Origin of the sequence: Acinetobacter pittii, from assembly GCF_034064985.1 — a bacterium.
In the GTDB taxonomy this organism is placed as follows: domain Bacteria; phylum Pseudomonadota; class Gammaproteobacteria; order Pseudomonadales; family Moraxellaceae; genus Acinetobacter; species Acinetobacter pittii_H.
The window spans coordinates 452,629-465,951 of record NZ_CP139249.1 but is presented as its reverse complement, the minus strand read 5'-3'; the positions used below and the strand labels follow the sequence as shown (position 1 = coordinate 465,951).

The 13,323-nt window shown below is 38.6% G+C and carries 11 protein-coding genes and 1 pseudogene; 8 read left to right on the top strand and 4 right to left on the bottom strand.

Features of this window, described 5'->3' with window-relative positions; all coding sequences use genetic code 11:
* The first annotated feature begins 67 nt into the window (after nt 1–67).
* The 7 genes and pseudogenes from metC (at nt 68) to SOI76_RS02140 (ending at nt 6,238) form a co-directional block, all read left to right on the top strand.
* Nucleotides 68–1,258 (top strand): PLP-dependent transferase, encoded by a 1,191-nt coding sequence (gene metC, locus SOI76_RS02170; RefSeq protein WP_104079806.1) that lies wholly within the window; start codon nt 68–70, stop codon nt 1,256–1,258.
* A 43-nt stretch (nt 1,259–1,301) separates the two neighbouring features.
* Nucleotides 1,302–2,849 (top strand): helicase HerA-like domain-containing protein, encoded by a 1,548-nt coding sequence (yjgR, locus tag SOI76_RS02165; protein WP_104079805.1) that lies wholly within the window; start codon nt 1,302–1,304, stop codon nt 2,847–2,849.
* 18 nt (nt 2,850–2,867) lie between these two features.
* Nucleotides 2,868–2,993, top strand: a pseudogene (locus SOI76_RS02160) (hypothetical protein).
* A 2-nt stretch (nt 2,994–2,995) separates the two neighbouring features.
* Nucleotides 2,996–3,760: a globin domain-containing protein gene (locus SOI76_RS02155; protein WP_032054633.1), complete on the top strand. Its 765-nt coding sequence runs from the start codon at nt 2,996–2,998 to the stop codon at nt 3,758–3,760.
* 88 nt (nt 3,761–3,848) lie between these two features.
* Nucleotides 3,849–4,286 (top strand): RrF2 family transcriptional regulator, encoded by a 438-nt coding sequence (locus SOI76_RS02150; protein WP_104079804.1) that lies wholly within the window; start codon nt 3,849–3,851, stop codon nt 4,284–4,286.
* 100 nt (nt 4,287–4,386) lie between these two features.
* Nucleotides 4,387–5,163 (top strand): ribosome biogenesis GTP-binding protein YihA/YsxC, encoded by a 777-nt coding sequence (yihA, locus tag SOI76_RS02145; RefSeq protein ID WP_104079803.1) that lies wholly within the window; start codon nt 4,387–4,389, stop codon nt 5,161–5,163.
* 124 nt (nt 5,164–5,287) lie between these two features.
* A complete protein-coding gene (locus tag SOI76_RS02140; RefSeq protein WP_080631032.1) occupies nt 5,288–6,238 on the top strand; it encodes a metal-dependent hydrolase in 951 nt (316 codons plus the stop codon).
* Nucleotides 6,239–6,283: 45 nt separating this feature from the next.
* On the opposite strand, the gene SOI76_RS02135 is transcribed toward SOI76_RS02140, so the two are convergent.
* Both SOI76_RS02135 and tesB read right to left on the bottom strand, forming a co-directional pair.
* Complete coding sequence (locus SOI76_RS02135) at nt 6,284–7,549, bottom strand: dicarboxylate/amino acid:cation symporter (protein WP_104079833.1); 1,266 nt, start codon at nt 7,547–7,549, stop codon at nt 6,284–6,286.
* A gap of 109 nt (nt 7,550–7,658) precedes the next feature.
* The gene (gene tesB / locus SOI76_RS02130; protein ID WP_104079802.1) at nt 7,659–8,531 is read right to left on the bottom strand and encodes an acyl-CoA thioesterase; all 873 of its coding nucleotides are present in this window, start codon (nt 8,529–8,531) and stop codon (nt 7,659–7,661) included.
* 276 nt (nt 8,532–8,807) lie between these two features.
* Between tesB and plsB the strand changes: the two genes are divergently transcribed.
* A complete protein-coding gene (gene plsB / locus SOI76_RS02125) occupies nt 8,808–11,381 on the top strand; it encodes a glycerol-3-phosphate 1-O-acyltransferase PlsB (RefSeq protein ID WP_104079801.1) in 2,574 nt (857 codons plus the stop codon).
* A gap of 46 nt (nt 11,382–11,427) precedes the next feature.
* Here the strand turns inward: plsB and SOI76_RS02120 are convergent, their stop codons facing one another.
* Nucleotides 11,428–12,411, bottom strand: coding sequence for a putative solute-binding protein (locus SOI76_RS02120; protein ID WP_104079800.1), 984 nt, complete (start codon nt 12,409–12,411; stop codon nt 11,428–11,430).
* A 79-nt stretch (nt 12,412–12,490) separates the two neighbouring features.
* Nucleotides 12,491–13,306, bottom strand: a complete 816-nt coding sequence (locus SOI76_RS02115) for an NAD(P)H-binding protein (RefSeq protein WP_104079799.1) — start codon at nt 13,304–13,306, stop codon at nt 12,491–12,493.
* Nucleotides 13,307–13,323: the final 17 nt, after the last annotated feature.

Sequence of the window (13,323 nt, the reverse complement as noted above, 5' to 3'; positions counted from 1 at the left end):
TTTATAAATCTAGCGAAGAGTTTAAATTTCTCTTAATCTAACTTTATCATTTAAAACACAACGCACTATGAAAAAGCATAACGATTTTCAGACTCGCCTCATTCATGCCCCAAGAAAGGCTCCGCAATTCATTGAAACAGTGCAACCTCCCTTATTTCGCGCATCAACTATTATTTTTAAATCAACTTCGCACCTTTTTGATCGTCATTGGACTGACCCTTATGACTATAGTTATGGAACACATGGCACCCCTACTACCTTCACTTTAGGCGACAATATTGCGCAAATTGAAGGTGGGTTGCATTGTTTGCTTGCACCTAGCGGTTTATCAGCAATTAATATTGTGAACTCAGCATTTTTAAGCACCAATGACGAAGTATGGGTTCCAGATAATATTTACGGACCAAATCTAGAACATTTAACTTATCTACAAAGTCAATATGGCATTATCGTTAAAGTATATAACCCCATTGACGCTGCAAGCTTTCAACCCACCGAAAGAAGTAAACTGCTATGGCTAGAGGCTGCTGGCTCCGTTACTTTAGAATTCCCCGATCTTAAAAGTCTAGTCAAAAAAGCTAAAGACCATAGTGTATTAACAGCCCTAGATAACACTTGGGGAGCTGGACTTGCATTTAATGCTTTTAATTTTTCTGATGAACATCTGTCAGTCGACTTAACTATTCATGCACTCACTAAATATCCGAGCGGTGGTGGTGACATCTTAATGGGCAGCATTGTAACTCGTGATGAAAAACTGCATCACCGCCTATTTCGTACGCATGCCATTTTAGGTATTGCAGTTTCGGGAGACGATGCAGCTCAGATCCAACGTAGCCTAGCTCATATGTCTTTACGCTATGAAAAACAGTCAGCCAATGCTCACACTCTCCTTAAATGGCTAAAGAACCAGCCTCAATTTACACAAGTTCTACACCCAAGTGATGAATCCTCGCCAGGCCATCAATACTGGCAAGAAATATGCACAACTGGTCAAAGTGCTGGCTTAGTCAGTGTCATTTTTAAAACTGAATATGACATTAAAGCAGTACGTCGTTTCTGCGATGCATTAGCTTTATTTAAACTCGGTTTTAGCTGGGGAGGTCCAGTTAGCCTAATTATGCTTTATGATTTAAAAATGATGCGAAAACTTCAAAATACACATTTACAACAAGGATTATTGGTTCGCTTCTGTATAGGACTAGAAGATCCACAAGATTTAATACAAGATATCGAAAATGCACTGAAACAACTGTAAAAACGACAAGACCATAGTGACTCGAACCACAGGATAAAAATATATGGGTACACCGATTGTTATTGCTAAAAATATTAATGACACATCTAAAGAAATTGTTTTACTTTCCCAGTTTGCTAACCGCCATGGACTTATTGCAGGCGCCACGGGTACAGGTAAAACAGTTACGTTAAAAGTTCTAGCGGAGAGTTTCTCTCGAATTGGTGTACCAGTATTTCTTGCCGATGCTAAAGGTGATGTTTCGAGTCTTGCAAAAGCTGGTGAAGCTTCTGATAAATTTAATGAACGCTTAAAACTTTTACAAATCGATAGTGTCCCTTTTGCAGCCAATCCAGTTGTTTTTTGGGATTTATTTGGTCAGCAAGGTCACCCTATCCGAACCACTATTTCTGAAATTGGGCCAATTTTGTTGGCCCGCATGCTCAATTTAAACGACACCCAAGAGGGTGTGCTATCTGCTGTATTCCGCATTGCAGATGACCAAGGTCTACTATTAGTCGACTTTAAAGACTTAAAAGCCATGATTACGTTTGTTAGCGAACATACAGCCGAATTTAAAGCTGAATATGGCAATTTATCTCCAGCAAGCCTAGGCGCTATTCAGCGCAATTTACTAGCCCTTGCCGATCAAGGTGGAGAGCAATTTTTCGGCGAACCTGCTTTAAATATTTTAGATTTTATTCAAACCGATGCAAATGGGCATGGCTACATTAATATTCTTGCGGCTGACAAGCTCATGAATACGCCTAAGTTATACGCCACTTTCCTCTTATGGATGCTTTCAGAGTTATTTGAACAACTACCAGAAGTCGGTGATATGGATAAGCCTAAACTCGTGTTTTTCTTTGATGAAGCTCACTTGTTATTTGATAATGCCAGCCAAGCTCTACAAGACAAGATTGAACAAGTGGTACGTTTAATCCGCTCCAAAGGGGTGGGTATCTACTTTATTACTCAAAACCCACTCGATTTACCTGAAAGTGTTCTGGGTCAACTTGGTAATCGCGTTCAACATGCCCTACGTGCATTTACCCCTAAAGATCAAAAGGCGGTAAAAACTGCAGCAGATACTTTCCGAGCTAATCCAAACTTTAAAGTTGATGAAGCAATTACGGAACTTGGTGTTGGTGAGGCCCTCATTAGTTGCCTAGATGAGCAAGGTACTCCACAAATTGTAGAACGCGGTTGGGTCATGCCTCCGTACTCTGCATTTACACCAATCACTCCCGAAGAGCGCCAGACACTCATCTCGCAAAGTATTATTGCTGGTGTATATGAACAAGCTGTAGATCGTGATAGTGCCTATGAAATGCTACAAAATAAAGTTGCTGAACGCGAACAACAGCAGCAAGACGCCGAACTTGCAAAACAACAAGCAAAAGAACAAGAAACTTTAGCCAAACAACAAGCTAAAGAGCAAGAAAGGTTGGCACGTGAACAATTAAAAGAAGAAGAACGAGCAGCACGTGAGAGAGCCAAGCTCACCCAAGACATTGTTGGAACTTTTGCAAAAAGTGCAGCGCGCAGTTTAGGAGGAAGTACAGGCCAAAAACTCGTACGAGGCCTACTTGGTTCTTTATTTGGAAAATAAAAAAATTTTAATAAAACTGTGTTAATACTAGGGGATTTTATATCCCCTAATTTTTTTATGGTTTTTTAGGAAAAAGTTATTGCCATTAATTTTTTAAAGATGTATTTTAAATACATCTTATATAGCCAGATAAATAAGGTCTAGCCATGACTCCACAACAAATTGAACTTGTTAAATCTACCGTACCTGTTTTACGTGAACACGGCGTTACGCTGACTACATACTTTTATAAGCGCATGCTTAATAACAATCCCGAATTAAAAAATGTTTTCAATTTAGATGACCAAACCAGCTTACGTCAGCCACGTGCTCTTGCAGCTGCTGTGCTTGCTTATGCAGAAAATATTGAGAACCCTACCGTGCTCGCTAAAGCAGTAGAACGCATTACCACTAAACACGTGAGCTTAGATATTCAGCCTGATCAATATGCAATTGTTGGTGACAATTTACTTCATTCAATTAGTGAAGTACTTAATGTGCCATTCGAATCAGAGCTTATTGAAGCGTGGAAACAAGCATACTTACAGTTGGCTGATATCTTGATTGGAGTTGAAAAACAAAAGTATGAACAACTTGAGAGCTTAAAAGGTGGATGGGCTGGTTGGCGCTCATTTGAGATTACTCAAATTGATCCTCTTGAATCTGGCAAACGTTTCACTTTAAAAGCAACTGACCATGAGGACGTATTAACTGGTCCAGCCAATGCTTTTATTTCAGTTAAAGTACAAGTTCCAGAGCAACAGCTTGAACAACCGAAAGCTTTTAAATTTACAGAAGCACAAGAAAATAACTCATATCACTTCGATGTTCAGCCTGAAGAAAACCATACTGAGTTTTCGGTAGCTAATATTTTACTTGAGCATTACAGAGTGGGTGATCAAGTGCAGGTTTCAGCTCCTTTAACGCTGTAATGTAAAAACCTCTTGCCTGAAAGTTTTCTTATTTAAACTTTCAGGCTAAGATGATCATCCTTTTTATTCCCTTCCATTTTTGGTGATCATGCAGCTCAATAAATTTACCGATTATGCATTACGAATATTAATGTATGTTGCACGCCCAAGTGATGTACCCTACACGATTGCAGAAATCGCGAAAGATTTGCATGTTTCACAAAACCATCTGGTTAAAGTTGTTCACTTTATGGGCAAACAAGAATGGATTATTACCATTCGTGGAAAAGGAGGTGGAATACGCTTAAACCCAGATGCTCTTAATTCGAATTTAGGTTCAATTGTTCGAATATTACAGGGTGATAATCAAATCGTTGAGTGCAATACTCCACCTTGTGTATTACGCAGTCACTGTGGTTTAAAAGGTATTTTAGATCAAGCTCTAGAGAGTTTTTATCAAAGCCTAGATCAATACACACTCGGAGAAGTTTTGCAGCAATCAAAATTGGCTCCTGCTCACTCCCCTATTGCCTTTTTAGAAATCTAAGCTCTACTGATTTTCATAAGTTGATTTATTGAAAATTAGCAAGAATACCCAAGCTCCTTTATACTAGGCGCGAGCCCTCTCATTTAAAAAGTTATTTTTTATGCGTCGTAGTGAAAAATCGAAAGACACCAAAGCCAGACTCGCACCAAAACAAAAGATCAGCTATGAAAAGAAACCAGACCCAGCGATCACAGCCTATGCTGTACAATCACTAAACTGGTTGCGCCAAGCTGAATTTTTAATGAGTGCTCCTAAATTGGCACTTTGTGTTGAAGATAGTGGCTACGAGATTGCTTTTGCAGGGCGCTCAAATGCTGGTAAATCTAGTGCTATTAATGCCTTGACCAACAAAAAACAACTCGCACGTGCCTCAAAAAAACCTGGTCGCACTCAGATGATTAACTTCTTCAGCTTAGGCAACCCCGATCAACGTTTAGTCGATCTTCCTGGCTATGGCTATGCAGCTGTACCTGAAGATATGAAACGAGTATGGCAAAAAGAATTAGAAAATTATCTAATCCATCGTAAAAGCTTACAAGGTTTAGTATTACTGATGGATATTCGCCATCCATTACAGCATTTCGACATGATGATGCTAGAGTGGGCTTATTCACGTCATCTATTTGTTCATATCCTTCTAACAAAAGCGGACAAGCTTAATCGTGGTCCAGCAAACAAAGTGCTATTAGAAGTTAAGCAGCAGCTGAAAAAAATGAAGCTTGATTTCTCGATTCAACTTTTCTCATCGCTTAATAAATTAGGTTTAGAAGAGCTAGCAAGTGTTATGGCTGGACGATTACATTTTACGCTTGATCAAGAGTCCGAATTTGACGTTGATGCGATTCCTGAAGCATCAGATGAGGACACTGAAAGCTAAATTTTCATAGCAGATACAATTTCTTCATTAAATTTATATTCAAATTGGCCCCTATTGCTAAACACAAATGTAGGGGCTTTTTTTATACTCGTTATAACTTCATCGAGTTAAAAATCAGGACTAAATGATGAAATTGTTATCTTTTTTGAAGAACAAGGCTTTAGGTTCTTCTATTGACTATAAAATTCTTCCACGTAAAGTAAAATTTGACTGGAAAGATACCCCTGTTGACTGGATTCCAAATCAGCCTTTCGCAAGTTATTTTATTAATGAAATTAATAACATTTTACCTGCCGGAGAATTCTGGTTTTGCCGTTTGTACAATAAAGTTTTACCGCAAATTAAAGACGAAAAACTTAAACAGGATGTACAAGCATTTATCCGCCAAGAAGCTATGCATGCCAATGCGCATACTTCTGCCAATAAAGAATATTTAAGTGCGCGTAATATTGATATCCAGCGAAATCTGGACATTATGAATTATCTATTTACAACCGCCTTAGCAGATAAACCTTTTGACAAAGAAGTTCCTCAATTTCTACAAGGGCAATGGGACCTTTTCCGTTTAGGCGTTATTGCAACTGTTGAGCATATGACCTGTGTATTAGGGAAATATGCACTTTATAACAAGCGTTGGGAAGAATTAGGCGCTGACCCTGAAATGGTCGATCTGGTTAAATGGCATGGTTCAGAAGAAATTGAACACCGTACCGTTGCTTTTGATTTATACCGCCATTTGGGTGGTGGATATATTCCACGCTACTATTTAAGTCTTGCAGTGATTGTACTGGTGCTTGGATTATGGGTAGATGGCGCTGCGCATATTATGAAACAAGATCCCCGTTTTGCTGATGCTGCTAAATCTAGATTTTTCCCAGTATGGGTTGCTGTAGAGTGGTATAAAATTAGCAGAAAAGATAATCAGGTTTTACCAAACCCAATCTGGCTTATTGCTCAACAAATTGATTACCTCATGCCTTGGTATGATCCAGTTAAAGAAGGCAGTACTGAAGATGCGGTAAGTTATTTATCTCAATCTCCAGCAGCAAAAAGAGCCGAGCTTCAAGCCGCTTAAAAATATAAAAAGCAGGATTTTAAATCCTGCTTTTTATATAGGAGATTAGACACTGATATCTTTATCTTTTGTATAACGATCTACAACAACACTAATCATCATATCCCCTTGCACATTTACCACTGTTCTTACCGTATCTAATAGACGGTCAATCGGAAGTAAAATGGCGATTGCTTCAGCTGGTAAACCTACCGATTGTAAAACCATAATCATGGTGACCATCCCCGCACTCGGAATTCCTGGCGCACCGAGTGATGCAATCATTGCGGTTAAACACACGATAATTTGTTGTGTCAGGTTTAAGTCTAGCCCCACTAAATTTGCGACAAACAATGCAGCTGCTGCTTCATATAGTGCTGTGCCATCCATATTAAGCTGTGTACCTAAAGGAATTACAAAACCAGCTGTTTGCGGACGAACGCCCAAGTTTTCCTGTGCGCATTTCATACTAAGTGGCATCGTGGCAGAACTAGAGCTGGTTGCAAATGCTGTAATTAGCGCTGTACGTGTTCCTTTGAAAAAAGTCCAAGGACTCATACGGCCAAAAATCCAAAGTAGTAACGGTAAAACAACAGCACCATGAAAAATGGTAGTTCCCGTCACTACAACAGCAAACTCAGCCAAACGACTAAGTACCGAAATATCTTCCGTTGCCATTAACTTTGCTAATAAAGCAAAAATACCCAAAGGTGCTAGCTTCATTACCCAGCCGACTAACATCATCATCATTTCAAAAAACTGATGACTTAATACGTGAATACTTTTGAAACGCTCACCGCCATGAACTAAAGCAACACCAACAAATAAAGCAAAGACCACAACAGCTAAAACATTACCGTCGCTAAACGCTTTAAATGGGTTAATTAATGTATTTTGAATAAAATTGGTGAAAAAACTTGCAGGGTTTAAACTATCTGGCGCCTGATAATTTTGCATAGACGTTTGGAAAATAGAGATATCTATACCACGTCCTACTTCAAATAGATGAGCACAACTTATACCTAAAATTAAAGCTAGTGTTGTTGTGGTCAAACAACATAAAAAGGTAATTTTCCAGACCGGACCTAACTGCCCTCCCGCCTGCAAATTAGAGACGCCCACAACAATTGAGCTAAAAATCAAAGGCACCAACAACATTTTAAGTAGCCCAATAAAGACACTACTTAATATGCCTAACCCATATAAACTATGTTTTACAAACGCAGTATCGGGATACAACGTTAATAAGAAACCAAAGGCTAAGCCTAAAATGGCCGCAATAAGAATTTGTGTGTTTAAGTTCATATCAGCATTATTTTTTTCAGTTGGCAATCCTTTTGCAAATATGACATGAGCTCGCTTTTCATACGAGCAATTTTTTGTCACATCGTTTCAATTAAAAATAAAAAAGCCATCTGATGAGATGGCTTTATAAATGAGTTTATTGCGTTTCAATTTCCCGCAAACGAATTAAACCCTCTTGCACGGTACTGCATACAAGTTGGCCATTTTGCCACATACGGCCAAAGTTTAAGCCGCGAGAAGCTGCGCTAACGGTTGCTTCCATATCGTAAAGCATCCATTCATCAGCACGCAGCGGGCGGTGAAAATAGATGGCATGATCAATACTTGCACACTGCAAACTTGGAGAAATATAGCTGAGCCCATGCGGTCTCAAAGCAGTTGTCATTAAGGTAAAGTCTGAATAAAACGCAACAATCGCTTGATGCAGAGCAATATCACCTAATTGTTTTGGAATACGGTCATGTGTGCGGATATAGTGCGCATTATAAGGAGCTTCAGGTTGCGGTTGAAACGGATTTACCGGATCAATTGGGCGGATCTCTACATGACGCTCACGCATAAAGCTAGCGCGAACATTTTCCGGTACGAAGTTTAAAATACCTTCTTTGAGTTCATTTTCAGATTTAAGAGCCTCTGGTGCAGGGTACTCTGGTTCTTGATGTTGATAATTCAGTCCTTCTTCTGGATTAGCAAAAGAAACCATCGCCGAAAATATAACTCGTCCGTGTTGAATGGCACGAACCTGACGACTTACGAAACTTTTCCCATCACGTAAACGGTCTACTTCATAGATAATTGGGGCATTAATATCGCCACCATATAAAAAATATGCATGCAAAGAATGCGCTGGGCGATCGGTTGTATAAGATGCCGCACGTAAAGCCTGACCCAAAACCTGCCCACCAAAGACACGTTTACCGACAAGATTACGGCTTATGCCACGGTAAATATTTTCTTCTAGCTTCTCTAAAGTAAGAAGATCGACAAGTTCTTGGGTTAACGCATTCATGAGAGATACCTTCATATTTCAGGTAAAAAATCGTATTAAAGTACAGATGTGTAGAATCTATTGTGCCATAAAAAACTATTTGAACATGGAACAATCAGTCAACTTCTGACGAAGATTGCTCATATAACAGCTAAAAATACGATTTTTAACGATAAAATATGCCAAAAGCATTATAATTTATAAGAAAGTAGCATATTGTTTTTTTTAATAAATGCCGCAAAATAATTACCCTCTGCATTTGGTGCTGGGATTTGTCTTTAAGAAGTAGGAGTTCTTATGTCCAAGAGTGGGTTTGGTCAAATGTATCGTCGGCTTTCGAGTAAACTACTTGACCTCGTGGTAACACCACATGTTCTTGGGGAAGTTCCTACTGAACCAGTATCAGAAACAACAGAAACAGAAGCAAAGACTGAGCGCCAAAAAGTGGTTTGCTATGTCTTGCAAAACCACTCTCGAAGCAATGCTCTGGTGGTTGATGGAGAAACGCGTCGTTTAAATTTAAAACCTGCGTTAGACCCACTCATTGTGGGTACTCATCAGGAAAAAGCATCAGTTTTATTTTTACAGCACAATGATGAAAATAATTTACTGAATCCGCCTCCTCATGCTTTTCCACCACGCTTATTAAAACTGATTGAAGTTTTACAAGAAAATCCTGAACTTGATATAGAACTTGTTCCGGTTACAGTTTTATGGGGCCGTTCGCCAGATAAAGAAGATTCTTGGTTTAAATTATTATTTTCCGACACATGGGCAACACCAAGCACAGTTAAGCAACTGGTTAATATTGGTTTGCATGGGCGTCAGTCTTATTTAGAATTTCATGAACCACAATCGCTACGTGAATTGGTTGAATATGCACAGCAGCATTATCCAAATCTTTCACCAGCAACTTATATTGTAAGTACGTTAAATGATTATTTAGACCGTCAGCGTGAAGTCGTGTTAGGCCCCGATTTGTCGGATCGCCGCAATGTCATGCAATCGGTTGTTAAATCTCGTGATGTGCAAGAAGCAATCCGCCGTGAAAGTATTCGCGGGAAAGTGAGCATACTTGAAGCTGAACGCCGTGCGATTGGCTATGTGAATGAAATCGTATCGGATTATTCACACTCAGCAGTGCGCTTTGCCGATCTTGCCTTAACACGCCTATGGACCCAGCTTTATGACGGCGTAGAAGTACATAACTTTAGTACCGTTCGTGAATTAGCAAAAGACTATGAAGTTGTCTACACACCTTGCCACCGCAGTCACATTGACTATTTACTATTGTCATATGTGATCTATAAACGTGGTTTGATGGTTCCGTATATTGCTGCAGGTGATAACTTAAACTTACCATTTGTTGGGCAGCTTTTACGTGGAGGCGGTGCATTCTTTATTCGCCGCTCTTTCCGTGGAAATGGTCTATACACCACTGTATTTAAAGAATACCTATATAGCATCTTGTCACGTAATACCCCACTTGAATACTTTATTGAAGGTGGACGTTCACGTACTGGACGTTTATTACCGCCTAAAACCGGTATGCTTGCCATGACAGTTCACAGCCATTTACGTGGCCGTGCTAAACCGATCGTTTTCTTACCAACTTATATTGGTTATGAACGACTCATGGAAGGCTCAACTTACGTAGGCGAAATGCAAGGTAAGCCAAAAGAAGCCGAATCTATTTTTGGTATTGTGAAAACCTTACGAAAAATTGAACGTATCTTTGGTAAAGTCCACGTAAACTTTGGTGAACCCGTTTTCCTTGATGATCTGCTTAAGCAACATAATGCTGAAAATGTTTACATCGAGAAAAATGACGACCCAATTCCTCAAGCCGTTTCAGATGCAGTAAATAGCTCAGCACATGCAATTTTAGAAAATATTAACCGAGCTGTGGTGATTAACCCTGTTTCTTTACTTTCTATTATTTTGCTTGCAACTCCAAAGCATACGCTTGATGAAGAAATCTGTATTAAACAACTTGAAGCTTATCGTAACTTGGCATCGAACTTCCCATATGATCAACGTATGGAAGTAACACCACTTTCTGGTAAAGAAATTATTGCGTATGGTTTAAAGCTTAAACTCATTAAACGCGTTCAGCATGCACTTGGCGATATTATTGCGATTGAAGATAACCAAGCGGTTCTTCTGACTTACTTCCGTAATAACATCTTGCACGCCTTTGTTTTACCTTCATTAGTGGCATCACTTGTTGAACATAATGGAAAAATCAGTCGTTCAGATTTAACTAATGTCATCTATACGCTCTATCCATTCTTGAAAGCTGAATTATTCCTTAAATGGAAAAGCAGCGAGCTTAAGGCACAAGTTGAGCAATATGCAGATGCTCTAGTTCAATCTAACCTTATTCAACAAGATGATGAAGGTAATTTGATTAGCTCTGCGCCAAATACTGAAGAGCATAATCAGCTTGTTGTTTTAGCGACACCAGTTAAGCAAAGTCTTGAGCGTTACTACATGACGCTTGCGCTCATTACTCAACGTGGTTCTGGTAATATTTCTGCTAAACAAGTTGAAGAATTAAGTCATTTATTAGGGCAACGTTTATCAGTTCTCTATGAATTTAATTCGCCAGAGTTCTTCGATAAAGCTTTATTCCAAAGCTTCTTAAAAGTACTTACACAACAAAATTACATTCGTACTAACGATCAAGGCCAAATTGAGTTTGATGATAATTTCCGTCAAATGGCTGCTGGCGCACAGTTGGTGCTTGATGAAGTAACCTTGCAAATGTTGCAGCACATCACCACCTTTACTGACGAAGAATTGAAAGATGCTCTTGAAGCAATGGCATCTCAACAAGCTAAACGCCGTTTAAAACGCAAAAAAGCTTAAAGTCTTTAGTCAAAATAAAAGGCAACTTCGGTTGCCTTTTATTTTATTAGCGAACTGGACATTCAAAATAACGTGGATCGTCCATACAACGTAAGCGCTTCATAAGCTGAACAAAATAAGCATCGTAATAGCCAGAAAGAACATACTGATTACGTATTTTGGCAACCATCACGTCATAACTTTGCTTTTCATAAAAAGAGACATCCACCCAATAATAAGCAGGTAAATGATTTTCCCATTGTGTCGCACGGTTAGTTAGCAATTGACTATTTTGAACAAACCACCCGCGAATTTTTCGACCAAAATTAGCAGGATAAGCTTGCGGTTTAATAATTAAATTAACACTGAAATATGCCAAAGGAAAATTGATGACTTGAGTATCCGGCCCAAATTCCTTTTGCAAGTTATATGGCAATAACCCATACACTGGTGCAGGAACAATATCGATTTTATTTTGCTTAAACTGCACAATCGCGTTAGACAAATCGACATAGACTGGCCGAGCACCTACACTTCGTACCAATGCTTGTTGTGGTGGATTATTAGGTAGCACCCCAATACGCTGATTTCTTAATTGAGCGACTCTAGAGAGGTTCTTATTTTTTAGAACCATATAAGCAGTTCCAATGGGAATCATTCCTACAGCTTCATAATTCTTAGAAACCAGCCTTTTCTCAATTGTAGGGTGATTTAAAAGTTGCAAGAAGCTTTTGGCTGTACGATTATTAGGAATAAGCCCTATACCGGCGGTACTTCCCATAAATTGGTTATAACGATAAGTATTGAAATTGGATGCCGCTAAACCTGAACATTTCCCATCATCAAAAGCTTGTATGGCCTGCTGTTCTTTTTGATAGGTAACTACTTTAAATTTGACTTGATATTGCTGGGCATATAGCCGAATGTCATTTAAACGGCGAGTAATATCCCCTTGGGACCCAATGGGATCATAGGCACACCACACCTGATCCTCAGCCCAACTCGCAACAGCTGTTATGCTCAAGATAAGAGCTAAACAAATTTTTTTCACTTTCAACCTTTTTATCTTTATCGGCAATTTGACTGCCTCATCAGGTATTTATGTTCTTATTTAAAGTTTAATCAAAATTTCATTTAGTGCTATGAACATTTAAACATAATAAATAGTCATTAAAGCAAATCGGATGTTCTAACTGAAAACCTGTTGTAGATAAATGTTTTGCATAAATTCTTTTACCTGAAATTTGGTTTGATTCTAAAGTTAACTCTGGTAAACCCAATTGTTTTTGAAACCACACAATAACTTCATGCAAAGGTAATGGTTGATTATTAGTCACAATATAGCTTGCTTGATGATTTGCATAATCAGCCATAAAAGCTAAAAATCTTGCTAAATCATCAATATGTATTCGATTGCTATAATGTATATTTGGATAACTTTGATTATTTTCAGCCATTTTTTTTAAACGGGCAATAGAAGTTCCATAAATACCTGTAGGGCGAATAATTACACATTGAGCTGGATAATGTTTCTGCCAAAGGAGTTCCATATTACGTAATATATGGCCTTGCTCATCACTTGGATGAATTTCACTAAAATCATCAATAATCTCTCCTCTATTTTCACCATATACCCGCGTAGAAGAGACAACGATTATTTTTTTCACTGGATGTATTTTTAATGCTTCTCGAATCGGTTCAATACTATCAACATAAGTTTGCTGATAGCCCTCAACCGTACTCTCGTTTGGAGAAAGTAAAATATATACAACATCTACAGGTTCAATTTTACTTAAATCGAGCGAAAAAATATCCTGAACAAGATGTGTTGCGTAACTATCCGTTTTTACACTACGGCTGATTGTGGTAATTTGATGTTCTTTCTCAAATAGTTGTTTAGCAACACGATGAGATGTTTTACCATAACCGATAAATAATATATGCATAGAAAACTCGTTGAGGG

Bases quoted from the DNA above. Each gene is read 5' to 3' on its own strand.
- metC (WP_104079806.1), top strand. From the start codon at position 68: ATGAAAAAGCATAACGATTTTCAGACTCGCCTCATTCATGCCCCAAGA.
- yjgR (WP_104079805.1), top strand. From the start codon at position 1,302: ATGGGTACACCGATTGTTATTGCTAAAAATATTAATGACACATCTAAA.
- SOI76_RS02155 (WP_032054633.1), top strand. From the start codon at position 2,996: ATGACTCCACAACAAATTGAACTTGTTAAATCTACCGTACCTGTTTTA.
- SOI76_RS02150 (WP_104079804.1), top strand. From the start codon at position 3,849: ATGCAGCTCAATAAATTTACCGATTATGCATTACGAATATTAATGTAT.
- yihA (WP_104079803.1), top strand. From the start codon at position 4,387: ATGCGTCGTAGTGAAAAATCGAAAGACACCAAAGCCAGACTCGCACCA.
- SOI76_RS02140 (WP_080631032.1), top strand. From the start codon at position 5,288: ATGATGAAATTGTTATCTTTTTTGAAGAACAAGGCTTTAGGTTCTTCT.
- tesB (WP_104079802.1), bottom strand. From the start codon at position 8,531: ATGAATGCGTTAACCCAAGAACTTGTCGATCTTCTTACTTTAGAGAAG.
- plsB (WP_104079801.1), top strand. From the start codon at position 8,808: ATGTCCAAGAGTGGGTTTGGTCAAATGTATCGTCGGCTTTCGAGTAAA.
- SOI76_RS02115 (WP_104079799.1), bottom strand. From the start codon at position 13,306: ATGCATATATTATTTATCGGTTATGGTAAAACATCTCATCGTGTTGCT.